The 24036-nt window shown below is 72.0% G+C and carries 28 protein-coding genes; 11 read left to right on the top strand and 17 right to left on the bottom strand.

What is annotated here, in order from left to right:
• Window positions 1-27: 27 nt before the first annotated feature.
• From dapA to ACVFI9_RS08050, 4 genes are all read right to left on the bottom strand, one after another.
• Window positions 28-951 (bottom strand): 4-hydroxy-tetrahydrodipicolinate synthase, encoded by a 924-nt coding sequence (dapA, locus tag ACVFI9_RS08065; RefSeq protein ID WP_474766206.1) that lies wholly within the window; start codon window positions 949-951, stop codon window positions 28-30.
• A gap of 338 nt (window positions 952-1289) precedes the next feature.
• On the bottom strand, window positions 1290-2162 hold the full coding sequence (locus ACVFI9_RS08060; RefSeq protein ID WP_474765638.1) for a DUF559 domain-containing protein: 873 nt from the start codon (window positions 2160-2162) through the stop codon (window positions 1290-1292).
• A gap of 218 nt (window positions 2163-2380) precedes the next feature.
• Window positions 2381-2950 carry a dihydrofolate reductase gene (locus tag ACVFI9_RS08055; RefSeq protein WP_474765637.1) on the bottom strand — a complete coding sequence of 190 codons (570 nt, stop codon included), beginning with the start codon at window positions 2948-2950 and terminating at the stop codon, window positions 2381-2383.
• Entirely contained in the window at window positions 2947-3756 is an 810-nt protein-coding gene (locus tag ACVFI9_RS08050; protein WP_474765635.1) for a thymidylate synthase, read from the bottom strand. The genes ACVFI9_RS08055 and ACVFI9_RS08050 overlap by 4 nt, the downstream gene beginning before the upstream one ends.
• A 115-nt stretch (window positions 3757-3871) precedes the next feature.
• Between ACVFI9_RS08050 and ACVFI9_RS08045 the strand changes: the two genes are divergently transcribed.
• The 4 genes from ACVFI9_RS08045 to ACVFI9_RS08030 all read left to right on the top strand — a co-directional run bounded on the left by ACVFI9_RS08045 (window position 3872) and on the right by ACVFI9_RS08030 (window position 6213).
• The gene (locus ACVFI9_RS08045) at window positions 3872-4324 is read left to right on the top strand and encodes a TlpA family protein disulfide reductase (RefSeq protein ID WP_474765634.1); all 453 of its coding nucleotides are present in this window, start codon (window positions 3872-3874) and stop codon (window positions 4322-4324) included.
• Window positions 4311-4799, top strand: a complete 489-nt coding sequence (locus tag ACVFI9_RS08040; protein WP_474765633.1) for a DUF4395 domain-containing protein — start codon at window positions 4311-4313, stop codon at window positions 4797-4799. Before ACVFI9_RS08045 ends, ACVFI9_RS08040 begins: the two co-directional genes overlap by 14 nt.
• Before the next feature lie 65 nt (window positions 4800-4864).
• Complete coding sequence (locus ACVFI9_RS08035) at window positions 4865-5287, top strand: OsmC family peroxiredoxin (protein WP_474765632.1); 423 nt, start codon at window positions 4865-4867, stop codon at window positions 5285-5287.
• Window positions 5288-5289: 2 nt separating this feature from the next.
• A complete protein-coding gene (locus ACVFI9_RS08030; protein ID WP_474765630.1) occupies window positions 5290-6213 on the top strand; it encodes a TIGR01777 family oxidoreductase in 924 nt (307 codons plus the stop codon).
• Here ACVFI9_RS08030 and ACVFI9_RS08025 read toward each other — a convergent pair.
• Window positions 6170-6628, bottom strand: a complete 459-nt coding sequence (locus ACVFI9_RS08025; protein ID WP_474765629.1) for a hypothetical protein — start codon at window positions 6626-6628, stop codon at window positions 6170-6172. The two genes, ACVFI9_RS08030 and ACVFI9_RS08025, sit on opposite strands and share 44 nt — an antisense overlap.
• The gene (dapB, locus tag ACVFI9_RS08020) at window positions 6625-7410 is read right to left on the bottom strand and encodes a 4-hydroxy-tetrahydrodipicolinate reductase (RefSeq protein ID WP_474765628.1); all 786 of its coding nucleotides are present in this window, start codon (window positions 7408-7410) and stop codon (window positions 6625-6627) included. The genes ACVFI9_RS08025 and dapB overlap by 4 nt, the downstream gene beginning before the upstream one ends.
• A gap of 39 nt (window positions 7411-7449) precedes the next feature.
• Between dapB and ACVFI9_RS08015 the strand changes: the two genes are divergently transcribed.
• Window positions 7450-7998: a GNAT family N-acetyltransferase gene (locus tag ACVFI9_RS08015; RefSeq protein ID WP_474765626.1), complete on the top strand. Its 549-nt coding sequence runs from the start codon at window positions 7450-7452 to the stop codon at window positions 7996-7998.
• Here ACVFI9_RS08015 and ACVFI9_RS08010 read toward each other — a convergent pair.
• The 3 genes from ACVFI9_RS08010 to ACVFI9_RS08000 are packed head-to-tail and all read right to left on the bottom strand — an operon-like array spanning window position 7991 to window position 11172.
• Entirely contained in the window at window positions 7991-8593 is a 603-nt protein-coding gene (locus ACVFI9_RS08010) for a histidine phosphatase family protein (RefSeq protein ID WP_474765624.1), read from the bottom strand. The genes ACVFI9_RS08015 and ACVFI9_RS08010 overlap by 8 nt on opposite strands.
• Before the next feature lie 35 nt (window positions 8594-8628).
• On the bottom strand, window positions 8629-10014 hold the full coding sequence (locus ACVFI9_RS08005) for a M16 family metallopeptidase (protein ID WP_474765623.1): 1386 nt from the start codon (window positions 10012-10014) through the stop codon (window positions 8629-8631).
• Between the two features lie 57 nt (window positions 10015-10071).
• Entirely contained in the window at window positions 10072-11172 is a 1101-nt protein-coding gene (locus tag ACVFI9_RS08000) for an aldo/keto reductase (protein WP_474765621.1), read from the bottom strand.
• Between the two features lie 198 nt (window positions 11173-11370).
• Between ACVFI9_RS08000 and ACVFI9_RS07995 the strand changes: the two genes are divergently transcribed.
• The 3 genes from ACVFI9_RS07995 to ACVFI9_RS07985 are packed head-to-tail and all read left to right on the top strand — an operon-like array spanning window position 11371 to window position 13783.
• Window positions 11371-12048, top strand: coding sequence for a TetR/AcrR family transcriptional regulator (locus ACVFI9_RS07995; protein ID WP_474765619.1), 678 nt, complete (start codon window positions 11371-11373; stop codon window positions 12046-12048).
• On the top strand, window positions 12045-12989 hold the full coding sequence (locus ACVFI9_RS07990) for an ABC transporter ATP-binding protein (RefSeq protein ID WP_474765618.1): 945 nt from the start codon (window positions 12045-12047) through the stop codon (window positions 12987-12989). Before ACVFI9_RS07995 ends, ACVFI9_RS07990 begins: the two co-directional genes overlap by 4 nt.
• Window positions 12986-13783 carry an ABC transporter permease subunit gene (locus tag ACVFI9_RS07985; RefSeq protein ID WP_474765616.1) on the top strand — a complete coding sequence of 266 codons (798 nt, stop codon included), beginning with the start codon at window positions 12986-12988 and terminating at the stop codon, window positions 13781-13783. Before ACVFI9_RS07990 ends, ACVFI9_RS07985 begins: the two co-directional genes overlap by 4 nt.
• Before the next feature lie 27 nt (window positions 13784-13810).
• On the opposite strand, the gene ACVFI9_RS07980 is transcribed toward ACVFI9_RS07985, so the two are convergent.
• From ACVFI9_RS07980 to ACVFI9_RS07965, 4 genes are read right to left on the bottom strand one after another with little or no spacing between them, the layout of a single operon-like run.
• Complete coding sequence (locus ACVFI9_RS07980) at window positions 13811-14629, bottom strand: HpcH/HpaI aldolase/citrate lyase family protein (protein ID WP_474765614.1); 819 nt, start codon at window positions 14627-14629, stop codon at window positions 13811-13813.
• Window positions 14626-15198, bottom strand: a complete 573-nt coding sequence (locus ACVFI9_RS07975) for a MaoC family dehydratase (protein ID WP_474765612.1) — start codon at window positions 15196-15198, stop codon at window positions 14626-14628. The genes ACVFI9_RS07980 and ACVFI9_RS07975 overlap by 4 nt, the downstream gene beginning before the upstream one ends.
• 9 nt (window positions 15199-15207) lie before the next feature.
• Complete coding sequence (locus tag ACVFI9_RS07970) at window positions 15208-16371, bottom strand: acyl-CoA dehydrogenase family protein (protein ID WP_474765610.1); 1164 nt, start codon at window positions 16369-16371, stop codon at window positions 15208-15210.
• A gap of 10 nt (window positions 16372-16381) precedes the next feature.
• Window positions 16382-18577, bottom strand: coding sequence for an acetyl/propionyl/methylcrotonyl-CoA carboxylase subunit alpha (locus ACVFI9_RS07965; protein WP_474765608.1), 2196 nt, complete (start codon window positions 18575-18577; stop codon window positions 16382-16384).
• Between the two features lie 202 nt (window positions 18578-18779).
• On the opposite strand from ACVFI9_RS07965, the gene ACVFI9_RS07960 reads away from it, so the two are divergent.
• Window positions 18780-19499, top strand: coding sequence for an MBL fold metallo-hydrolase (locus ACVFI9_RS07960; protein ID WP_474765606.1), 720 nt, complete (start codon window positions 18780-18782; stop codon window positions 19497-19499).
• A 9-nt stretch (window positions 19500-19508) separates the two neighbouring features.
• Here ACVFI9_RS07960 and ACVFI9_RS07955 read toward each other — a convergent pair whose 3' ends face one another.
• The 3 genes from ACVFI9_RS07955 to ACVFI9_RS07945 all read right to left on the bottom strand — a co-directional run bounded on the left by ACVFI9_RS07955 (window position 19509) and on the right by ACVFI9_RS07945 (window position 22454).
• Window positions 19509-19943 carry an endonuclease domain-containing protein gene (locus tag ACVFI9_RS07955; protein ID WP_474765605.1) on the bottom strand — a complete coding sequence of 145 codons (435 nt, stop codon included), beginning with the start codon at window positions 19941-19943 and terminating at the stop codon, window positions 19509-19511.
• A complete protein-coding gene (locus ACVFI9_RS07950) occupies window positions 19837-20601 on the bottom strand; it encodes a type IV toxin-antitoxin system AbiEi family antitoxin domain-containing protein (RefSeq protein WP_474766204.1) in 765 nt (254 codons plus the stop codon). Before ACVFI9_RS07950 ends, ACVFI9_RS07955 begins: the two co-directional genes overlap by 107 nt.
• Window positions 20602-20846: 245 nt before the next feature.
• Window positions 20847-22454 carry a carboxyl transferase domain-containing protein gene (locus ACVFI9_RS07945; RefSeq protein ID WP_474765603.1) on the bottom strand — a complete coding sequence of 536 codons (1608 nt, stop codon included), beginning with the start codon at window positions 22452-22454 and terminating at the stop codon, window positions 20847-20849.
• Between the two features lie 103 nt (window positions 22455-22557).
• Here ACVFI9_RS07945 and ACVFI9_RS07940 point away from each other — a divergent pair, with 103 nt between their 5' ends.
• On the top strand, window positions 22558-23193 hold the full coding sequence (locus ACVFI9_RS07940) for a TetR/AcrR family transcriptional regulator (protein ID WP_474765601.1): 636 nt from the start codon (window positions 22558-22560) through the stop codon (window positions 23191-23193).
• A complete protein-coding gene (locus tag ACVFI9_RS07935) occupies window positions 23172-23654 on the top strand; it encodes a GNAT family N-acetyltransferase (RefSeq protein ID WP_474765599.1) in 483 nt (160 codons plus the stop codon). The genes ACVFI9_RS07940 and ACVFI9_RS07935 overlap by 22 nt, the downstream gene beginning before the upstream one ends.
• A 67-nt stretch (window positions 23655-23721) precedes the next feature.
• Here ACVFI9_RS07935 and ACVFI9_RS07930 read toward each other — a convergent pair whose 3' ends face one another.
• Entirely contained in the window at window positions 23722-24030 is a 309-nt protein-coding gene (locus ACVFI9_RS07930) for a 4a-hydroxytetrahydrobiopterin dehydratase (RefSeq protein WP_474765598.1), read from the bottom strand.
• Window positions 24031-24036 lie beyond the last annotated feature (6 nt).

Below are 24036 nucleotides of genomic sequence, written 5' to 3'. Positions count from 1 at the left end.
GGTCCGGTCGCGGTCGCGCGGCGCGCCTCAGCGCGTCGTGCCCGCGATCTTCGGCAGTGCGCCGCCCGCGGCGGCGTTGCGGTCGGGGCGGAAGTTGTGGAAGTCGACGCCGGGGATGCCCTGCACGAGGTCGATCTCGTCCTCGATGAGCGCGGCCTCCCACTCCTCGGGGCCGACGAGTGGCAGCCGCACGCGGGGGCTCGAGATGCGTCCGAGGCCGTGCAGGATGTACTTCGTCGACACCGTGCCGGGCACGTGGGTCATCACGGCGCGCACGAGCGGTTCGAGCCGCTGGTGCTCGGCGGTGGCGGCCTTGAGGTCGCCTCGGTTCACCGCATCGACCATGGTGCGGTAGGGCGCGGGGGCGATGTTCGCGGTGACGCCGATGAGGCCCGTCGCGCCGATGGACAGGTGCGGCAGCACGTTCGCGTCGTCGCCCGAGAAGTACATCAGGTCGGTCTGGTTGAGCACGCGGCTGACCTCGGAGAAGTCACCTTTCGCGTCCTTGATGGCGAGGATGTTCGGATGCTTCGCGAGCCGCAGGATGGTCTCGTACATGATGGGGACGCCCGTGCGGCCGGGGATGTCGTAGAGGATGACGGGCAGGTCGGTGGCGTCGGCCACGAGCCGGAAGTGCGTGAGGATGCCCGCCTGCGTGGGCTTGTTGTAGTACGGCGTCACGATCATGATGCCGTCGGCGCCGGCGTCGGCGGAGTGGCGGTACAACTCGATCGCGTGGGCGGTCTCGTTGGAGCCGCCGCCCGTGATGATCTTCGCGCGCCCCGCGGCGACATCCTTGCCGACCTCGACGAGCCTGATCTTCTCGGGGTCGGTGAGCGTCGACGTCTCGCCGGTGGTGCCCGTGACCACGATGCCGTCGGCGCCGGCCTGGATCACGTCGTCGATGTGCTTCTCGACCCCGGGCCAATCGACCTCGCCGTCCGCCGTCATGGGCGTGACGAGCGCGACGAGCACCTGTCCGAAGGGGTTTTCCTGAGCCACGCCCTCCAGCGTATCGGTTCGAGCGCGTCGCGCCCGCCGGGCCCCCGCGCTCGCCGGCGTCCCGCCGCGCTCGCTGGCGTCCCGCCGCGCTCGCCGGCGTCCCGCCGCGCTCGGCTTCCCTTGTCGCCTCGCTCGCGCTCCCCGCCGGAGGTTCCGTTCTGCGGATATACGATCCACCACCCCGGCCTTGCACGGGTCGGAGCCCGCGCGCCGGATCGTATATCCGCCATCTTCAACGAGGGACGACCCCGGCTCCGCGACCGGCGCGCACGGTCGAGCGAACCAGGTCAGGCCGAGCGCACGCTCTCGGCCCACGGGTGGAGGTGGAGGCCGTGGGCCAGGAGCGTCACGATCGCCGCCTCGACGGTCGGCCAGTCATGCACCACGAGGGCGTAGTCGAAACGGACGGTGAGGAACCCGTGCGCCGCGGCCACCGCGTCGCGCACCCGGTCTTTGTGCCGGCTCGGTTGGTCGTCATGGCCCGGCGCGCCATCGACCTCGATGATGAGCCGATCACCGGCGACGAAGTCGACGCGGCCGACGCCGCCGATGTCGACCTGGGTGCGCAACTCGATGCCCAGTCGATGAAGCCGAACCCGGAGGAGCGACTCCAGTCCGCTCTCCGCGTCGGAGCGAGCAAGATCGACGAGCCACCGAGCCGACTCCGTGATCCGTTCGCGGAGGCCGATCCGTCCTTCCTCGTCGAGGAAGCCCAGGTGAAGCGCGGATTCCAGTGCAGCGAAGAAGGCGTCCTCCCCGTGACATCCGCGGATCTGCAGCAGCGCGTCGACGAGCGACACCGCGGTCTTCGCCGGGTCAAGAGCATTCCAGTGCTGCACGCACGCGCACCCGTCGTGCTCGTGGGCGTGACCGTGCGGCGGCAGCGAGACGTGGACGATCTCGTCGATCGGCAGCACCCAGAGGCCCAGCTGCCGGGCGACGGAGACGCACGCGAGCACGCCCCCATGCCGTAGGGCGACCTTGGTCGGTCTGGGGAGGTCTGGGTCGGCGTAGACGCCCGGCCGTACCCGCGTCAGGGCGCCTGCCGACACCGCGCCGCGCAGCGAGCGCGAGTCGACACCGTGCTCGACGAGCTCGGAGCGTCGGGCGACCGAGCCGAGCTCGCCGCAGATCGCCGCGACGCTCGCCGGATCCAACATTTCGCCATAGTCGCCGAAGCGCCGCGCGATCCGGCGCACGCCGGCTCGGGCTGTGCATGCCGGCTCCGTCCGCTGCGGTGTGGAGGACGAGTCCCCTGACCCACATCGCGGATATACGATCCGGCTCGCCACCACATCCGCCGGAACCCCGGCGCGCCGGATCGTATATCCGCCGAATGGGACGCGGAAGGAAGTGGGTGGATGGGCGGGCGGGCGCGTCAGGCGCGGTCGCAGCGGAGGAAGCGGTACCGGATGCCGCTCGTGGAGGTGTGCCAGCCCTCGGCGGGGTCGACGTCGGCGACCTGCCAGGAGCCGTCGACCGCGGGGCCGAACGTGTCGCCCTCGACGGCGAGGTCGAGCTCGGTCACCTCGAGCCGGTCGGCGCGGTCCATGACCGCGGCGAAGATCTCGGCGCCGCCGATCACCCAGACCGTGTCGGCCGCCGAGGCGTCGGATACCGCGAGCGCGAGCGCCTCGTCGACGGATGCGGCCACCTCGGCGCCAACGGCCGACCACCCCGCCTGCCGAGTCACGACGATGTTGCGCCTCCCGGGCAGCGGACGGAACCGCGGCGGGATCCCGTCCCAGGTCTTGCGTCCCATGATGACGGGCGCGCCGCCGGTCAGCTCCTTGAAGTGCGCGAGGTCCTCGGGCACGTGCCACGGCATGCCGCCGCCGGCCCCGATGACGCCGCCGCGCGCTTCGGCCCAGATCAGCCCGATCGCGGGCCCCGCGACCTCCGCGGGCGCCGCGACATCCGCAGCGCCCGCGTCACCGGCGCCGCTCATACGGCGACGGCCGCGCGGATCGCCGGGTGGTGCCGGTAGTCCTCGACGACGAAGTCCTCGAACGCGTAGTCGAGGATCGAGTCGGGCGTACGCGCGAACCGCAGCGTCGGCGCCGGATACGGCGAGCGCTCGAGCTGGAGGCGCACCTGCTCGACGTGGTTGTCGTAGATGTGGCAGTCGCCGCCGGTCCAGACGAAGTCGCCGACCCCGAGGCCGGTCTGCTGGGCCACCATGTGCGTGAGCAGCGCGTAGGACGCGATGTTGAACGGCACCCCGAGGAAGAGGTCGGCGCTGCGCTGGTAGAGCTGGCAGGAGAGCCGCCCGTCGGCCACGTAGAACTGGAAGAACGCGTGGCACGGCGCGAGCGCCATGCGCGGGATGTCGGCCGGATTCCACGCCGAGACGATGAGCCGCCGCGAGTCGGGATTGCGGCGGATCTCGTCGACGACCTGGGTGATCTGGTCGATGGTCTCGCCGGATGGGGTCGGCCATGAGCGCCACTGCACGCCGTAGACGGGACCGAGCTCGCCCGAGGCATCCGCCCACTCGTCCCAGATGGTGACGCCGTGCTCCTGCAGCCACCGCACGTTCGACTCGCCGCGCAGGAACCAGAGCAGCTCGTAGGCGATCGACGGGAAGTGCACGCGCTTCGTCGTGACGAGCGGGAAGCCCTGCGAGAGGTCGAAGCGCAGTTGGCGCCCGAAGACGCTGCGCGTGCCGGTGCCCGTGCGGTCGGACTTGGGGGTGCCGTGCTCGAGCACGTCGCGCAGGATGTCCTCGTAGGGCGTGGGAATCGTCTCGGCCATCGCGTCGATGGTACTCGCGCGTGGCGCCGGGCGGGCGGATGCGTCGGGCGCGCCGCGCACGTCACGCACCGTCACACGGGGCGGGCGACGATCCGCCCCGCCGTAGCATCGCCGCATGGACTGGCTCACGGCGCTCATCGCGGGCATCGGCCTGCCCGCCGTCGCCACGGCCGTCGGCCTCGCGTGGCGGTGGCGCACGGGTCGCCTCCAGGCGGTCGCATCCGAGGATGCACCCGAGTCGGATGCGTCGGCACTCGACCTCTCCCCCACGGCGCTCGGATCGTCGGCGACGCTCGTGCAGTTCTCGACCGAGTACTGCAGCCGGTGCCCGGGCACGGCGCGCCAGCTCGCCGGGGTCGCGGCACGATACGACGGCGTTCGGCACGTCGAGGTCGATCTCACGCACCGCGCCGACCTGGCCGACCGGTTCCGCGTGCTCCAGACGCCGACGACGCTGATCCTCGACGCGCGCGGTCGCGCGAGCGCGCGCATCGGCGGCGTCCCGCGTCTGGCCGCCGTACACGAGCACCTCGAGCAACTCACCCGGAGGACCCATGTCGCATCCTGACTCCGCCGTCGTCGACGCCACGGGCATCGACCCGACCGGCATCGACCCTCGCGGCCCGCGCTTCGCGGCGGGCGTCACCGCCGTGCTGCTCCTCGTCACGGTCGTGCTCGGCGCCGGTGGGGCAGCTCTCGCCGCCTGGATCCTGCTCGCCGCGCTCAGCCTCGTGTTCGCGTGGAGCGCCCTGGCCGGCGTCCGCAGGAACCCGTTCTCGCTCGTGTTCCGCTCGTTCGTGCGGCCGCGGCTCCGGCCGCCCGCAGAGCTCGAGGACCCGCGTCCGCCGACGTTCGCGCAGGGCGTGGGCTTCGTGGTCACGATCGTGGGCGTCATCCTCGGGGCGATCGGCGTGGCGCCGGCGGTACCGATCGCTGCGGCGGCGGCGTTCGTCGCGGCGTTCCTCAACGCGGTGTTCGGGTACTGCCTCGGATGCCAGCTGTATCTGCTGCTCGTGCGGGCCCGCGTCATCCCCAGTAGCTGATCGGACCTGACCCGGCGGCGTCCTCCCGGCTAGGCTGAGATCCCGGCTCGACGAGGAGGACGAACATGGCACTGACGAGTGAATCGACCACCATCTGGAAGGGAACCCTCTTCGAGGGATCGGGTGACGTGACCCTCGATTCCTCAGGGCTCGCCACGTTCCCGGTGAACTGGAAGGCCCGGTCCGAGGGCGTCTCGAACATGACGAACCCCGAGGAGATGCTCGCCGCGGCGCATTCCTCGTGCTTCTCGATGGCGCTCTCCCTCGCGCTCGCGCAGGCCGGCCACCCGGCCGAGAGCATCCAGACCACCGCGGCGGTGACGTTCGAGGCCGGCAAGGGCGTGCTCGGCAGCCACCTGCTCGTGAGCGCACGCGTGCCCGGCATCACCGAGGAGGAGTTCGAGGCGTTCGCCGACGGTGCGAAGGAGAACTGCCCGATCTCGCAGGCCCTGTCGATCCCGATCACGATCGAAGCCGAGCTCGCCTGACCGTGCGGGTGCTCATCGCCGGCGCGTCCGGCTTCATCGGCAGCGCGCTCGTCGACCGACTGACGGCCGACGGTCACGAGGTGGTGCGCCTCGTGCGGCGTCGAGCGCAGGGCGCCGACGAGGCGTCGTGGTCACCGGCCGCCGGCATCATCGACTTCTCGGTCATGGACCGGGTCGACGCGGTCGTGAACCTGTCGGGCGCGTCGCTCTCGCGCCTGCCGTGGACCAAGGGTTACCAGGGCGAGATCGTCGACTCGCGCGTGACCGCGACCCGGACCCTCGCCGAGGCGATGCGCAAGGCCCGTCGTCCGCCGCCCGTGTTCCTCAGCGGGTCGGCGGTGGGCTACTACGGCGACCGGCCGGGCGAACTGCTCACCGAGTTCTGCGCCGCGGGTTCGGGCTTCCTCGCCGAGGTGGTGCAACGCTGGGAGGCGGCGGCGATGCTCGCGCCAGACGAGACCCGCACCGCGATCTTCCGCACGGGCATCGTCGTCGGACACGGCGGGGCCATGCAGCGGGTCGCCATGCTCACGCGCATGGGCCTCTCCGGGCGGCTCGGCACGGGCGGGCAGCACTGGCCGTGGATCTCGCTCCACGACGAGGTGGCGGCCATCGTGCACCTGCTCGAGTCCCGGCTCGCGGGTCCCGTGAACCTCGTGGGTCCGACTCCGGCGACGGCCGACCGCATCATGAACGCGATGGCCGAGCGGATGAACCGGCCGTACGCCTTCGCGGTGCCCGAGCGCATGCTCGGCCTCGCCCTCGGCCGGGCGGCCGACGAGCTGCTGCTCTCGAGCCAGAAGGTTCGGCCGCAGCGGCTGATCGACGACGGATTCCGCTTCACGCACGTGACCGTCGAGGCAGCGCTCGACGAGATGCTCCTCAGCGCTCCGCGCGCTCCCCGCGCTCCCCGCGCTCCAGCGTGATCGCCTGGCGCACGGCGGCACGCGCCCGTCGCCGGTCGCCGGCGGCGTCGTAGGCGAGCCCGAGCCGGAGCCACGCGCGCCAGGATTCGGGCTCGGCCTCGGCCGCCTCCCGGAACCCGCCGAACGCGGCGTCTGCCGCGGCCCGCTCGGGCCGTCCGCTCGGCGTCACGGGGATGCCGAGGTCGAGCCCGCCCTCGGCCTCGAGGCGCCGCACGAGGGCCTGCGAGCGCACGCCGAACCTGATCTCGCGCCACAGCGCCCACGCCGCGATGAGCGGGAGCACGATGAGCGCGATGCCCATGGCGACGGCGATGGGCTCGCCCGTGGCGACGAACTGCACGGCCCGCCATCCGACGAGCACGAGGTACAGCGCGAGCAGCACGGCCATGACGATGGCCCCGACCTTGGCACTCATGCGGACGTGCCGGGTGCCGCGGCGCCGGGTCGGGCGGCCGCGCCGGGAAGACCCAGGTCGAGCAGCGCGTCGAGCCCGACGAGCACGCCGGTCGCGGCCGGGGCCCGGCGGAGCGCGAGGAGGATGCCCTGCTCGTAGGCCGCTTGCGACGCCGTCGAGTGCGAGATGGTGAGCGTCTCGCCGTCGCCGCCCAGGATCACGCGCTGCTCGGCCGTCACGCCCGCCAGACGAAGGCTGTGCACGGGCACGCCCGACACCAGCTGCCCGCGGGCCCGCTGATCGGCATGAGGCGCGGCGACGGGTCCGGCGTCGCCGCGCGCCTCGCCGATGAGCTCGGCCGTGCGCACCGCCGTGCCCGACGGGGAGTCGACCTTGCCGGCATGGTGCGCCTCCACGATCTCGATGGAGTCGAAGTAGGGTGCGGCGAGCGCGGCGAATGCGGTGCCGAGCACGCTGCCGATCGAGAAGTTCGGGACGAAGAGCACGGCCCCCGCGTCGTCGTGCCCACGCACGAACGCGGCGATCTCGGCGATGCGGTCGCTCGACCACCCCGAGGTGCCGACGACGACGGGGATCCCGGCACCGGTGGCGAACTCCACGATGGCGGCGCTGGCGGCCGGATGGGTGACGTCGAACGCGACATCCGCGCCCAGCATCTCGTCGAGGTTCGACCGGGAGCTGAGTGCCGCGTGCAACTCGAGGTCGTCGGCCTCCTCGATGAGCCGAATCGCCAACCGTCCCATCCTGCCCGTGGCCCCGGCCACGGCGACCCGTATCGTCACCGCTTCACCCTAGCAAGAGGGCGGTCGTAGGCTGTCGGGATGCGGTTCCGAGAGGTCGACGTGACGAGTCCCGAGGCGACGACCGCGCTCGACGCCTACTTCGCGGAGCGCGCGGCCGGGTTCCCTCGAGCCCAGGGCGAGTACCGGCCCACGTACCCCGCCTCGGCCGCCTTCACGCCCCCGGCCGGCGTGTTCCTGCTGGTCGAGGACGAGGGCGACGACGAGGGCGAAAGCGAGGGCGAGGGGGTCGCCGAGCCGATCGGATGCGGCGGCGTGCGCCGCATCGACCCCGATCCGAGGACCGGCGCGGTGCGCTACGAGATCAAGCACCTCTGGCTCCGGCCCGAGGCGCGCGGTCGAGGGGCCGGACGGCGCATCCTCGGGGAACTCGAGCGTCGTGCCGCGGCGTTCGGGGCCGAGGAGCTCGTGCTCGACACGAACGCGAGCCTCGAGGCCGCCGGCGGGCTGTACCGCTCGAGCGGGTACGCCACGGTCGAACCGTACAACGACAACCCGAACGCGACGCACTGGTACGCCAAGCGCGTGCAGCGTCAGGCAGGGCCCGGGGTCGGCTCGGACCTCAGATGAGGTAGGGCTCCGGCAGCCCGGTGCGGAGCTCGGGCGGCAGGTGCGCGATGTCGTTGTGGGTGACGAGGCTCCACGGCCGGCCCGACTTCTGCGTGAGCACCGTGAGCCCGCAGTTCGCCTGGTTGATCGAGAGCCATCGCCAGTCGGGGGCTCCGAGCGCCTCGCGCACGAGCCAGGCGATCACGAAGTTGTGCGTGATGAGCAGGTCGTGACGGTCCTCGCGGTGGCCGCGCAGGAACTCGGCGGCGGCATCCGCCATCTGCGCGCTGCCCGCCTCGATCTCGGCCTCGGTCACCGACCCGAAGAAGGGATCGTAGACCTTCGGCGTCTCGGGCGCCGGGCCCGACGGGATGCAGTCGAAGAGCAGCGCCGAGGGCTCGGGCGTCAGCGCCGGCATCTTCGCCGCGATGATGGCGGCCGTCTCGGCGGCCCGCTGCAGCGGCGAGTGCCAGGCATGGTCGAACGGCACGCCGCCGAGGCGTTCGGCGAGGTGCTCGGCCTGACGCCGGCCGCGCGGCGAGAGCGGGCCGTCGGGCATGCCGTGCTCGGCGTCGAGCTGTTCCCCGTGGCGGACGAGGTAGAGATGATGTGGCACGGTCCTGCTTCCTGTGGCGACGTCGTTGTCGGGCGTCAGGCGACGCCGAGGGACGGAGCGGCCTCATCGACCGCGCCGTGGAGCGCCGCCTCGTCGGTCGCACCGACGGCGACCAGCGAGAACGGCCGGGAGACGAGCTCCTGCGCAAGCGCCTGCACGTCGTCGATGGTGACGAGCGCGATGCGTCGGAGGGCCTCGTCGAGGTCGATGAACTCGCCGAGCGTGAGTTCGGCTCGACCGAGCCGGGACATCCGGGTATCGGAGTCCTCGAGGGCGAGGGCGGATGCCCCGCCGAGTTGCCCCGCGGCCCGGTGGAGCTCATCGGGGGTGATGCCGTGCGAGGCGACGCGTTCGAGTTCGCTGCGCATGATCGCGGCGACGGTGCTCGCCTTGGCGGGCGCACACCCCGCATACATGCCGAACAGGCCGGCGTCGGAGTACGCCGGAGCGAACGAGTAGACCGAGTACGCGAGGCCGCGGCGCTCGCGCACCTGCTGGAAGAGCCGCGACGACATGCCGGAACCGAAGGCGGCGTTGAGCACGCTCATGGTGGAGCGGCGCTCGTCAGTGGCTACCAGGCCGGGAACCCCGAGGAGCAGGTTGACCTGCTCGATCGGGCGCGGCACGACCGTGACGGCCGGCCCGACGGCGAGCTCGGCGGGCGCGCCGGCGCGACGCTCGACGGGCGCGGACTCGACCTCGAGGTCCCACCCGGCGCGGGTGAGCGCGCGCTCGAGCTCGGCGACCAGCAGGTCGTGGTCGACGGCGCCCGCCACGGTGACCACGAGGTCCTGCGGCCGGTAGTTCGCGCGGTAGTGCGCCCACACGGCGTCGCGCGTGGCGGCTCGGATGGTGTCGGGGTCGCCGCCGATCGGCCGGCCGAGCGGATGCCGCCCCAGCACGGCCTCGAAGAAGCGCTCGTTCGCGACATCCGCCGGGTCGTCGCCCGCCATCGAGAGCTCCTCGAGGATCACCCCGCGCTCGTTGTCGAACTCGACGGGGTCGAGGACCGATGACGTGAACATGTCGGCGAGCACGGCGACGGCCATGGGCAGGTCGCGATCCTGCACCTTGGCGTAGTAGCACGTGTACTCCTTCGCGGTGAGCGCGTTGTGCTCGCCGCCCACGGCATCGAAGGAGATGGCGATGTCGAGCGCCGTGCGCTCGGCAGTGCCCTTGAACAGCAGGTGCTCGAGGAAGTGGGTGGAGCCGTAGGTCGCGGGCAGCCCGCCGTCGGCGTGCTGCTCGTCGCGTGAGCCGACGGCCACCCAGAAGCCGACCGTGACGCTGCGACTGCCGGGAACCTGCTCGCTCAGTACCCGCACGCCCGAAGGGAGGACGCTGCGCCGAACCACGGCATCACCGGCGGCGGTGAAGGAGAGTTCGGGCTGGCTGAGGGGGAGGTCGACAGCGCCGTTCATCCAGCCCAGCCTATGTCACGCGGGCGGGAACGGCGCCCGGCGGTCGAGACGGTCGGCTCAGGCCGACGCGCGGTCGAGCTCGACGATCTCCGAGCGCTGCAGGTCGACGGATGCCGCAGCCACGAGCGCCTCGACCTGCTCGGGTGCGGTCGCACTCGCGACGGGCGCCACGACGGTCGGCTTGGCCAGGAGCCATGCGAGCGCGACCGTGGCCGGCTCGACGCCGTGCGCGAACGCGATCTCGTCGAGCGCGGCGAGCACGCGAGAGCCGCGGCGGCCGAAGTGGCGGGCGACACGCTCTCCACGAGCATCGCGACGCACGTCGGCGCGGCGGCGCACCCGACCACCGAGGAATCCGTTCGCGAGGGCGAAGTAGGGCAGCACGGCGAGGCCCTGGGCGTGCGCGACGAGCTCGGTGGCGCCCTCGAACGGGCGGCGCTGCATGAGGTTGTAGGAGGTGGTGAGCACTTCGAACCGCGGCAGCCCGTTGGCGGCGAGCACGCGCGCCTCGATGAGCCGTTCCGGCGGGAAGTCGGAGGCGCCGAGCGCGCGCACCTTGCCTTCCGCCACGAGCGCCCCGACCGTGCCGAGGCTCTCCTCGAGCGGCACGACGGGGTCGTCGCCGTGGAAGAACAGCACGTCGATGCGGTCGATGCGAAGACGCGTGAGCGAGTCGTCGACGGCCGCGCGGAGCTCAGCCGGCGCGAGGCCGGGGTGGTCGGCGTGCCTGCCGACCTTGGTCATGACGTGCACACGCTCGCGGCAGCCACGGGAGGCGAGCCAGGACCCGATGATCGACTCGCTGCGGCCGGTCGCGTAGCTGTCGGCCGTGTCGACGAGGTTCCCGCCGATGCCGGCGAAGCGGTCGAGCACCGCGAACGCGGCGTCGGGGCCGAGGGTCCATCCGAACGTGCTGCCGCCGAGGGCGAGCGGATGCGTCGCGATGCCGGTGCCGCCGAGGCTTCGACGCACCGGGACGGTGATGGGGCCGGAGAGGGTGTTCGACTCCACGGTCTCGGTGCGCACGCGTGGGGTCGGCAGCGCGGTCGGCGTGGGCTCCCAGGCCGGAGTGTCGATGGTGACGGCGCGCTCGTCGTCGGCGAACGTGGCCGACGCGCCGCTCGCCGCGTGCGCTCGGTAACTGTGCCGTCGTGCCACGCGCTCCTCCTCCCCAGGATTGATTCGACGATACGGCCTCGGGGTACGTGTCCCCCGAAGACTTGCGTGAACCGTTACCGAATCGTTTGCGACATCCGCATCTCTGTCCCCCGAATGGGCGTGAGAACGCCAGGTTGCGGTCCTCACTTCGGAGGACTCGCTTGCGGATTGGTTGAACAGGTGTTTAGCATGGTGAACGTGCGTTCAGTCCCGCTCGAGGATGCCACCGCGGCCGCCCGGATCCGCGAGGCCGCGATCGTGCGCTTCGGCAGGCATGGATACGAGCGCACGAGCGTTCGCCGGATCGCGGCCGATGCCGGGGTCTCGCCCGGCCTCGTGATCCATCACTTCGGGTCGAAGGAGGGGCTGCGCACGGCCTGCGACGAGACGCTCGTGCGCGAGCTCATGACCGAGAAGGCGAAGACGCGGGCCCCGGCCATCGCCGAGACCATGCGCGAGTGGCTCGACCGTCCCGAGCGGTTCGGCGCCTACATCGACTACTTCGCCACGATGCTCTCCGAGGGCAGCGCGGGCGGCAACCGCCTGTTCGACCGGCTGCTGCGCGAGACCCGCACGATGCTCGACGAGGGCGTCGCCGACGGCAGCATGCTGCCCTCGGCCGACCCCGAGATGCGCGCGATCATGGTCACCCTCAACGGCCTCGCCCCCCTCCTCCTGCGCGACCAGCTCGCGCGGGTGCTCGGCGTGCCGCTCACGAGCCCCGCGGCCGTGCGGCGGATGACCCTGCCGATCCTCGAGCTGTACACGCACGGGCTCTACACCGACAGCAGCATCCTCGACGCGGCGCGCGCCGCGCTCGCGGCGGAAGCGCCCACCATCCCGCCCAACCCATCCCGACCGGAAGGACCGGCATGACCGACCACGCGGCCGCCGTCACCACGCGCGGCCTCACCAAGCGCTATGGATCGCACACCGCGCTCCACGGCATCGACCTCGACATCCCCCGCGGCCGCGTGTTCGGCATGATCGGCCCCAACGGCGCGGGGAAGACCACGACCATGCGCCTGCTGCTCGACATCATCCGCCCGTCGGGCGGCGACCTGCGCGTGCTCGGCGAGGACCCGCGCGCGGGCGGGGCGAGCCTCCGCCGCCGCGTGGGCTACCTGCCCGGCGAGCTCCACCTCCAGGCGCGCGTGCGTGCACGCGAGTTGCTCGCGCACTACGCCGAGATCTCGGGCGACGTGCGATCCGGCGCCGTCGAGTCGCTCGCCGAGCGGCTCGGCCTCGATCTCGGACGTCCGGTGCGCAGCCTCTCGAAGGGCAACAAGCAGAAGGTCGGGCTCATCCAGGCCTTCATGCACGAGCCCGAGCTGCTCGTGCTCGACGAGCCCACGAGCGGGCTCGACCCCCTCGTGCAGCAGGAGTTCCACGCGATGCTGCGCGAGGCGAAGGCCAACGGCCAGACGGTCTTCCTGAGCTCGCACGTGCTGAGCGAGATCCAGCAGACCGCCGACGACATCGCGATCCTGCGCTCGGGGCGCATCGAGAAGCTGTCGACCGTCGCGGCACTTCGCGAGAGCGCGGTGCGGCACGTCCGCGTGGTCGTCGCCGAGGCGGATCTCTCCGCCGCCCGTGCCGCGCTCGCCGAGGTGCCCGGAATCGGCGAGCTCGCCGAGGGCGGCGACAGCAGCGGCATCCGCACCCTCGCGACGACGTTGAACTCGCACGTCGACGCCTTCGTGAAGGCGATCGCCAGGGTGCGGCTCATCGACCTCACCATGGAGGAACCCGACCTCGAGGAGACGGTGCTCGCCTTCTACGACACCGACGAGACCCCGGCGGAGGTGGAGCGATGATGCGCGTGCTTCCGCTGCTCCGCCGGAACCTCGCCGACACCTGGCGCGGACTCGTCGGTTGGACGATCGGCATCCTGGCCGCGCTGCTCCTCTACCTGCCGCTGTACCCGTCGATCGGCGGAAGCGACCAGATGAAGGAGATGCTGGCTGCGCTGCCGCCCGAGCTCGTGCAGGCGCTGGGGTACGACGACATCACCTCGGGCCCCGGCTATGCGCAGGCGACCTTCTTCGGCCTGATCGGATTCGTGCTCGTCACGATCGCCGGCGTCGGCTGGGGCACGGGCGCGATCGCGAACGACGAGGAGAACGGCCAGCTCGAGCTCACGCTCGCGCATGGCGTCACGCGGGGGCAGCTGTACGCCGAGCGCACCGCCGCCGTGCTGGTGAAACTGGTATGGCTCACCGCCGTCGCCGTGGCGGTGGTGCTGGTGCTCAACGAGCCCGCCGAACTCGAGATCCCGCTCGAGGGGCTGATCGCGGCATCCACGGCCTTCCTCGGACTGGTCGGGTTGAGCGCGGTCGCCGCCATCTCCGTCGGGGGCATGACGGGGCGTCGCACCTGGGCGCTCGGCGCGGGAGCCGGCGTCGCGGTGTACGGCTACGCCCTCAGCGCGCTCGGCAACCAGAGCGAGGATCTCGCGTGGCTGCACGACTGGTCGCCCTACAGCTGGGCGTACGCCGACGACCCGATGTCCGAGGGGTGGGCCGGCCCGATCTGGCTGCTGTTCGCGGTCGCCGCCGCCCTCGTGCTCGTCGGCTGGCTCGTGTTCCGGCAGCGCGACGTCGCCGTGTGATGCCGCCTGCGACCTGTGGCGGTCCGCTCAGTCTCCCGCGCGCCGCACGATCGCCTCCGCCTGCCGCAGCACGGGCGCGTCGACCATGCCGCCGCGGAAGGCGAACACCCCGCGACCGTGCGCTCGCGCCTCGGCGAGCACGTCACGCGCCCACGCGATGCGCTCGGCGCTCGGCCGGTACGCGTCGCGCACGACCTGCACCTGGGTCGGGTGGATGCAGGCCGTGGCGGCGAACCCGAGCGCCGCGGCATCCTCCGCCTCGGCGGAGAGCCCGGCCGTGTCGCCGATGTCGAGATGCACGGCGTCGATGGCCGCGATGCCGTTGGCGCCGGCGGCGAGGAGCACCCGCGACCTGGCGTACGTGGCAACGTCGCGGAACCGGCCGTCGGCGTGACGGCTCGAGGAGCCGCCGAGCGACGCCACGAGGTCTTCGGCGCCCCACATGAGGCCCGAGACGTTCGGCAACTCGGCGAGCGCCTCGGCCGCGACGACGCCTCGCGCGGTCTCGCACAGCGGGATCACCTCGAGCTCGGCCAGGTCGACGAGATCGGCCGTGCCCTCGCACTTCGCGAGCATGACCGTGCGGTAGTCGGTGGCGAGCACCGCGGCGAGGTCCTCGGCGAAGTGCGCGCTCGAGGCCGGGTTGAGCCGCACGATCACCCGCTCGGGGTCGAGCGACGACTCGACGAGTGCGAGTCGCGCCTCGTGCTTGGCCGTGTCGGCGACGGCGTCCTCGAGGTCGAGGATCACGGCGTCGGCCCGTTCGGCTGCCTTCGCGTAGCGGTCGGGGCGATCGGCCGGGCAGAACAGGAGCGCTGGTCCGAAGCGGAACGGCGGATGCGTCATCGGTCGGCTCCGTCGTCGGTGCCGGATGCCGCGTGGCCTGATGCCGCGACCGCACCGGCCGCGGCGCCTCCACCGGACGCCCGCTCGCCGGCCTCGCGCGTCCACACGAGCATGGTGCGCGACGCGGTGGCCACGACCACGCCGTCCTGGTTGCGGGCCGTATGGGCGATGACCACGATGCCCTCCCCCGGCCGCGACGACGAGAGCCGCTTCGACTCGACGACGCTCTCGCCGTAGAGCGTGTCGCCCACGAAGACCGGGTGCGGGAACGCGACCGCTCCGAATCCGAGGTTCGCCACGAGGGTGCCGCGCGTGAGCTGGCTGACCGACTGGCCCACGAGCGTCGAGAGCGTGAAGAGCGAGTTCACGAGCGGCTGCCCGAAGGGCTGTCCGGCCGACCAGGCGGCGTCGAGGTGCAGCGGCTGCGGATTCATCGTGAGCGTCGTGAACAGCACGTTGTCGGCCTCGGTGACGGTGCGTCCGGGGCGGTGCAGGTAGCGCACGCCCTCCTCGAACTCCTCGAACCACAGTCCGCGCTCCACGACCTCGCGCATGGGGACGTCCGACATCTGAACCTCCTAGCCGATGCCCAGCTCGCGCGCGATGACCATGAGCTGCACCTCGTTCGTGCCCTCGCCGATCTCGAGGATCTTCGAGTCACGGTAGTGCCTCGCGACGAGCGTCTCGTTCATGAATCCCATGCCGCCGAAGATCTGGGTGGCGTCTCGCGCGTTGAGCATGGCGGCGTCGCTCGACACGAGCTTCGCGATCGCCGCCTCCTGCTTGAACGGCCGTCCGGCATCGACGAGCCGGGCCGCGTGATGCCACGCGAGGCGGGCAGTGTGCACCCGAGCCTGCATCTGCGCGATCGTGAAGGCGATGTACTGGTGCGACGCGATCGGCACGCCGAACACGTTGCGCGTCTTCGCGTAGGCGACGGCCTCGTCGAGGCATCCCTGCGCCGCACCGGTCGCGAGCGCCGCGATCGCGATGCGGCCCTCGTCGAGGGTGCGCAGGAAGTTCGCGAAGCCGCGACCGCGCTCGCCGAGCAGGTTGGCCGCGGGCACCCGGACGTCGTCGAATGTCAGCGGATGCGTGTCGGACGCCCGCCAGCCCGACTTGTCGTAGCCGGGTCCGACCGTGAAGCCGGGCGTGCCGTTCGGGACGATGATGGTCGAGAGCTCCTTGTCGGCGGAGCCGTCGGGGCGGGTGCGCTCACCGGTCACGGCCGTGACGGTGACGAACCGGGTGATGGGCGTTCCCGAGTTGGTGATGAACTGTTTCGAGCCGTTCACGACCCAGTCGTCGCCGTCGAGCACGGCGGTGGTGCGCGTGGCTCCGGCATCCGACCCTGCTTCCGGCTCGGTGAGCCCGAACCCGGCGAGCGCACGTCCGGCGAGGAGGTCGGGCAGGTACTCGGCCTTCTGCTCGTCGGTGCCGTGCCGGTAGATGGGCATGGCACCGAGTCCGACGGCGGCCTCGAGCGTGATGGCGATGGACTGGTCGACGCGGCCGAGCGCCTCGATGGCGAGGCACAGCGCGAGGTAGTCGCCGCCCTGACCGCCGACCTCCTCCGGGAAGGGCAGGCCGAACAGGCCCATCTCCCCCATCTGGCCGACGACGTCCATCGACAGCGTGTGGCTGCGGTCGGCTTCGTACGACTGCGGGGCGACCACGGTATCGGCGAACTCGCAGACCGTGTCGTAGAGCTCCTGCTCCTCGTCGCTCAGCTGGTACTGCATGGGATGATCCTCATTCCTTGTGGGACTGGGTGTCGTCGACGCCGGCACGGGGTTCGTCGGCACGGGGTTCGTCGGCATGGGGTTCGATGCGGGCGACGGCCTGGTCGCGTACCACGAGGTCGCCGACCGCAACGGCGACCCGCACGATGCCGTCGAGTCCGGCGACGACGCGGTGCTCCATCTTCATGGCCTCGATGGCGACGATGGCGTCGCCCTCCTCGACGGCGTCGCCATCGGCGGCGAACACCGCCGTCACGGTGCCGGGCATGGGTGCCCGGAGCTCGGGCTCGGCGGCGAGCCCGCCGCGCTCGGCCGCGTCGCGACGCTGCTGCGCGTGGGCGCGTCGGTCGAGGCGCACGAACGCGGCCGCCTCGCCGTCGTGGTGCACCCAGACGGCGCCGTCGTCGCCGACGCGGACGATGGTTCGGGTCGCGGCCTCGTCGGCGGCTGCGCCCGCCACCGGGACCGTGTGGACATCGTGCGGGTGGTCGCGCGGCGCGAGCAGCACCCGGATGGGACGCACGCCGCCCGGCTGCCAGCCTACCGCCGTCCGCCATACCGACGGCCCGTGCTGCGAGTCATGCACGGCGGTCCCGGTCGCACGTCCACCACCCGCCCCAATCCCGTCACGTCCACCACCCGCCCGAATCCCGGGTTCCTGCGGGTTGGGCGGCAGGAACCCGGGATTCGCGGTGAAGTGGGGGCCCGAGGCATCCGCCGCCTGCCGTCCGCGCGCCTCGTCGTCGGCGAATCGCCGCGCCGCCGCGTCGACGAGCGCGGGCGAGGGATCCACGACGCCCGCACCGGCCTCGGGCATGCGGTCGATGAGGCCCGTGTCGAGGTGGCCGGCACGCACGTCGGGCTGGGCGATGAGCCGCCGGAGGAACCCGGCGTTCGTGTCGACGCCGAGCACGACCGTGTCGGCGAGGGCGCGATCGAGCCGCTCGATCGCCTGCGTGCGATCGGAGCCGTACGCGATCACCTTGGCGATCATGGGGTCGTAATGGGCGGTGATCTCCTGGCCCTCGGCGATGCCCGCGTCGACGCGGACCCCCTCGCCGGCCGGCTCGCGCCAGGCGAGCACCGTGCCGGTCGAGGGAAGGAAGCCGCGGTGCGGGGTCTCGGCGTAGACGCGAGCCTCGATGGCGTGGCCGACGAGCCGCACGTCCTCCTGTGCGAGCGCGAGTGGCTCCCCCGCCGCGATCCGCAGCTGCTGCTCGACGAGGTCGACGCCCGTGACGAGTTCGGTCACGGGGTGCTCGACCTGCAGCCGGGTGTTCATCTCGATGAAGAAGAACTCCTCGGGCGCGGCATCCGACACCAGGAACTCCACCGTGCCCGCGCCGAGGTAGCCCACGCTCCGGGCGGCCTCGCACGCGGCCCGGCCGATGCGATCGCGGGTCTCTGCGTCGAGCAACGGCGACGGCGCCTCCTCGATCACCTTCTGGTGCCGACGCTGCAACGAGCACTCGCGTTCGCCGAGGTGGATCACGGTGCCCGCGGTATCGGCCAGCACCTGCACCTCGATGTGCCGGGGCCGCTCGATCAGGCGTTCGAGGAGCAGCGTGTCGTCGCCGAACGCGGCCGTCGCGACGCGGCGCGCGGCGCCGATCGCCGCCTCGAGCTCGGCCGCGTCGCGGGCGACCTGCATGCCCTTGCCGCCGCCGCCCGCCGACGGCTTCACGAGCAGCGGGAACCCGACGCGCTCGCCCGCGGCGACGAGTGCGGCGTCATCGAGGGCGGGGTCGGCGACGCCGGGCACGATGGGCACACCGGATGCCGCGACGTGCCGCTTCGCTCGGATCTTGTCGCCCATGACGTCGAGCGCCTCGTCGCCGGGGCCGACGAAGACGATGCCGGCCTCTCGGCATGCGCGTGCGAATCCGGCGTGCTCCGACAGGAAGCCGTAGCCCGGGTGCAGGGCCTGCGCACCGGTCGCCACGGCGGCGGCCACGATGCGATCGGGGTCGAGGTAGCTCTCGGTGGCCGGCGCCGGTCCGATGCGCACGGCCTCGTCGGCGAGACGCACGTGCGGCGCATCGGCGTCGGCGTCGGAGAAGACCGCGATCGAGCGCACGCCGAGTCGCTTCAGGGTGCGGATGACCCGCACCGCGATCTCGCCGCGGTTCGCCACGAGCACGCGGTCGAAGGGGCGGGATCGAGCGACGGTGGCGAGCGTGGGCGTCGCGAGGTCGGGCGTGCTCATGAGCGTTCCATCCGCCTCTCTGCAGGACGCGCGCCACGATCAGTTAGCGCGCACTAACTGGAACCGATGTTAGTGGCCGTTAACTGGAATGACAAGCGGGTGGCGCGGTCGTGAGCGGATTCAGAAGTTAGCTATTGCTATTAGCCGATTTGTTAGGTATCGTAGCCGTCGTACGTCGGACCCGCTCCATCGAGGAGGCACCATGAAGCTCGCACCCGGCCTCCACCGTGTCGGCAACGACATCGTCGCCGTGTACCTCGTCGACGCCCCGGGCGGCGTGACCGTGATCGACGCCGGCCTCGCCGGGCAGTGGCCGGAGTTCCTCGCGGAACTCGCGGCCATGGGCCGCTCGATCGACGACGTGCGCGGCCTGGTGCTCACGCACGGCGACTCCGACCACATCGGCTTCGCCGAGCGGCTCCGGCGCGACCACGGCGTGCCGGTGTTCGTGCACGAGGCGGATGCCGCCCGCGCACGCGGCGAGGAGTCGACCAAGCCCGCCTGGGGCCACGTGAAGGTCGCCGCCGTCGCCCGGTTCCTCTGGTACGCACTCCGGAAGAACGGCCTGAAGACGACGCCCCTCACCGAGGTGGTGACCGTGCGCGACGGCGACGTGCTCGACCTGCCGGGTTCGCCGCGCGTCATCGGACTCCCCGGGCACTCCCCCGGTTCGATCGCGATCCACGTGCCGGCCGCCGACGCGGTCTTCGTCGGCGACGCCCTCACCACGCGCCACGTGCTCACGGGTGCCGACGGCCCGCAGCCCGCGCCCTTCACGGACGACCCCGCGGGCGCCGTCGCGTCGCTCGCTCGCCTCCGCGGACTCGGAGCCACCTGGGTGCTGCCCGGGCACGGCACGCCCTGGTCGCGCGGCGTCGACGAGGCAGTGCGCGAGGTGCAGCGCGCGGCCGCGGCATCCTGAACTGGGCCTTCACCGCCCGGAGGGGCCCTCGACACTCTGATCGGCCCTCGACGCGCCGAACGGCCCGCCACGACGCGCGCGACGCCCGCCATCACCGCCATGACGAGGAGATCGGCGATCCCGAGGGCGGAGAGCTGTCGGAGTGACCTCGGGATCGCCCATCTCCTCGTCATCGCGGCAACCTCGTCGCACCCGGTGCAGGCCTTGGGCGACGGCGCGCATGATGAGGTCCTGCACGGTCTGCCACCGGTCCACGATCTGCCAGTAGCCGACCCGGATCACGTGGTAGCCGAGCAAGGTGAGCTGGGCGTCATGCTCGACGTCGGACTCGCGCTGCTCACCGACATGATGACCGCCGTCGACCTGCAGCACCAGCCGCTCCCCGATCAGGAAGTCGACCCAGTGCCCCGAGATCCAGACCTGCGGCACGATCGGGACCTTCATCCACCCCAGGCGGGGCACGATGAACGACTCGAGGCCGGAGTCCGAGAACGGCGACGCCGACTCGAGCACCGGTGCGTGCGGCGGCGGAAAGGGGCATCCGCTGGGGTTCCTGGCGGTCGGCCAACTGCTGACGGAGTGCCGATTCCCACACGGCGAGGGCGGGTTCGAAGGGCTGGCACAGCGCCACGAGCGCAACGACGTTCTCGATGGGGTCGGTGAGGGCGTCGGGATGGCGCGGCGCGACCGGCTTCGCCCAGTGCACGGTCGCGTTCCTCGGGGTGGCGCAACCGGAGTGCGCCGGCGCGGCGACGTGCGGGCGATCTTCGTCGAGCACCCAGAGTCCGAGGCGCCGGGCCTGGGTGATGCAGGAGACCACGACGCCGGCACGTGCGGCCGCCACGAGGTAGGGATCGGCACCGGGGACGGCGACCCAGCCCTTCCGTACCCTGATGAGGCTTCCCGTCGCGAGCGCCCGGTCGATGCGGTGCCGGCTGTATCCGGCCCGGATCAGGTTGCGCGTGCGGACGACACCGCCCTGCGCGTGCCCGGCGAGGGCGATGGGTTCGGTCGTCGGCGCAGGCCCTGTCGCCGGTCGGGGCTCGGTCGCCGGCGCGCGTTCGGTCGCCGGTGCGCGTTCGGTCGCTGGAGTATTGGCCACGACACGACTCTCGGCGAGGCTCGATCGCCTGGTGCCGGCACGGCCGGATCCGTGCGGAACTCCGCTCCGGGCGCCGCTGTGGAGGAACCGTGGCGGGGGCGAGCGCGGGCGCAGGAATGCGAGGAGATCGGCAATCCCGCGGACGATCCGGGCCGGGGCGCCCTCTGAATCGCCGATCTCCTCGTCATCGCCCGGAGCCCGCGGCGCCACTCCGCACACCCCGTCGAGCGAGCCGCACTCGGCCGCTACATGCGGAACAGGCCGAACGACGGCTCGGGCAGCGGTGTTCGGCTCGCGAGCTCCAGCGCGAGGGCGAGGACCGTGCGCGTGTCGGCGGGATCGATGATGCCGTCGTCCCAGAGCCGCGCCGTCGAGTGGTAGGGGCTGCCCTGCTCCTCGTACTGCGCTCGGATCGGTTCGCGGAAGGCCTGCTCCGCGGCATCCGGCCACTCCTCGCTACGCGCCGCGAGCTGGTCGCGCTTCACGGTCGAGAGCACGGATGCCGCCTGCTCACCGCCCATCACCGAGATGCGGGCATTCGGCCACATCCAGAGGAAGCGGGGCGAGTACGCGCGCCCGCACATGGAGTAGTTGCCGGCGCCGAAGGACCCGCCGATGACGACCGTGAGCTTCGGCACGCGCGTCGTGGCGACCGCCGTCACCATCTTCGCGCCGTGCTTGGCGATCCCGCCGGCCTCGGCGTCGCGGCCGACCATGAAGCCCGAGATGTTCTGCAGGAAGAGGAGCGGGATTCCGCGCTGGTCGCACAGCTCGATGAAGTGCGCGCCCTTCATGGCCGACTCGCTGAAGAGCACGCCGTTGTTGGCGACGATGCCGACCGGATGACCGTCGAGGTGCGCGAAGCCCGTGACGAGCGTGTCGCCGTACTCGCGCTTGAACTCGTGGAACTCGCTGTCGTCGACGAGCCGTGCGATGACCTCGCGCACGTCGTAGGGCTGCTGCACGTCGACCGGGACGGCCGCCGTGAGCCCGGCAGGATCGACCGCGGGCGGTCGCGATTCGCGCACCGGCCAGGCACGCGGTGCCTGCTCGGGCAGGGTCGCGACCATGTCGCGCACGAGCTCGAGCGCGTGCTCGTCGTCGTCGGCGAGGTGGTCGGTGACGCCCGACACCCGCGAGTGCAGGTCGCCGCCGCCGAGCTCCTCGGGGGTGACCACCTCGCCGATGGCGGCCTTCACGAGCGGCGGGCCGCCGAGGAAGATCGTGCCCTGGTTGCGCACGATCACCGTCTCGTCGCTCATCGCGGGCACGTACGCACCCCCGGCCGTGCACGACCCCAGCACGGCCGCGAGCTGCGGGATGCGCATCGACGACAGCTGCGCCTGGTTGTAGAAGATGCGGCCGAAGTGCTCGCGGTCGGGGAAGACCTCGTCCTGCAGGGGCAGGAACGCCCCGCCCGAGTCGACCAGGTAGACGCACGGCAGGCGGTGCTCGCGGGCGACTTCCTGGGCGCGGAGATGCTTCTTGACCGTCATCGGGTAGTACGTGCCGCCCTTCACGGTGGCGTCGTTGCAGACGACCACGACGGGTCGCCCGTGCACGAGCCCGACGCCCGTGATGATGCCCGCGCCGGGCGAGTCGCCGTCGTAGAGGCCGTCGGCCGCGAGCGGGGAGAGCTCGAGGAACGGGCTGCCCTCGTCGAGGAGGCGATCGACGCGGTCGCGGGGCAGGAGCTTGCCGCGTGCGACGTGCCGCTCGCGAGAGCTCTCGGGCCCGCCGAGCGCCGCCGTCGCGAGCTTCTCCCGAAGCTCGCGCACGAGCTCGGCGTGCTCGTCGGCGTTGCGCCGCGACGACTGGCTCGTCGGGTCGATGGCCGTCGTGAGGGTGGTCATGCGTCCGCCTGTCTCCGTCGACGACGCGCCCCCTTGTGCGGGGCACGCGATTTCGGTTAGTGTTCACTAACTCGATTCCCGATGTTAGCGAGCACTCACCGACATGGCAAGCACCCTCGACGCGCACGGAGCGGTCGCCGACGGCGAGCTGCCGCGCACCGAGCGCGGGCGGCAGAAGGCCGATCGCCGCGTCGCGATCCTCGCCGCCGCCGCCACGCTCTTCGCGGAGCGAGGGTACGCCGGCGTCACGATCGAAGATCTCGGCACCGCGGTCGGCGTGAGCGGGCCGGCCGTCTACCGGCACTTCCCCGGCAAGGCCGCGGTGCTCGCCGCGATCCTGCAGGGCGCCAGCCGGGTGCTGCTCGAGGGGGCCGAACGCGTGCTCGACGCGTCACCTGAACCCGCCGACGCGCTGCGCTCCCTCATCCGCTTCCACGTCGACTTCGCGCTCGGCGAGGCCGACGTCATCGTCGTGCAGGACCGCGAACTCGATCGCCTCGACCGCGACGCACGCCACGAGGTGCGGTCCCTGCAGCGGCGCTACGTCGAGCACTGGGTCGATACGCTCTCCCGACTCCGGCCCGATCGGGCCGAGGCGGAGCTCAGGTTCCGGGCGCACGCCGCCTTCGGACTCCTGAACTCCACTCCGCACAGCGCCCGCATCCCTGGGCGCCGACTCGCCGACGGCACCATCCGCGGCATCCTGGAGGAGATGACATGGGCCAGCCTCATGTCGTGACCCTGCGCGCGACCCGCGACGGGGATCTCGATGCACTGTTCCGGCTCCGGCAAGACGACGAGGCGATCCGCATGGCGGCATTCACCGGTCCGTACCTGACCGACCGGGCCACGTTCGACGCACGCTGGGCGCGGCTGCACGCCGACCCGTCGAAGCGGCTGGTCACGATCCGCGCCGACGGCGAGATCGTGGGCGACGCCGGCCGATGGACCGACCCCGACGAGGGGCCGATGATCACGTACTGGATCGACCGCGCGCACTGGGGCCGCGGCATCGCTACCCGCGCCATGCGGCTCTTCCTCGACACCGAACAGCGCCCCGTCCGGGCGCACGCTGCCGCCGACAACGCCGGCTCGCTGGCGGTGCTCCGCAAGCTCGGCTTCACCGTGGTGGGTCACGATCGGGGCTTCGCAGCCGCGCGCGGCATCGAGATCGACGAAGTCGTGCTCGAGCTGCGCTGAGCGCAGGCGCAGGCGCAGGCGCAGACGCGGCGTGCGCGGCGCTTCGCCGAGCTGAGCCCATCCGGACCTAGACGGGCTTCGCGCCGTGCTCCTCGGCGATCGCGACGACCCGGCGCGCGAGTTCGACGTCGCGGCCGGTGACCCCTCCCGCGTCGTGCGAGGTGAGTGCGAACTCCACCCGCCCCCAGCCGAGCCGCACATCGGGGTGGTGGTTCAGTTCGTCGGCGACGACCGCCACCGCGTCGAGCAGGCGCACGGCGCTGCGGAAGTCGGCGGTCGTGAAGGCGGCGACCAGGTGATCCTGGGTGTGCCGGAACGCCGTGCCGTCGAGCTCGTCGGCGGTGTCGGCCGGCGAGAGGATGTTGCGTTCGTCCATACGCCC

This window comes from Agromyces sp. NSFZ (assembly GCF_056156205.1).
This window is presented reverse-complemented; position numbering and strand designations above follow the sequence as displayed.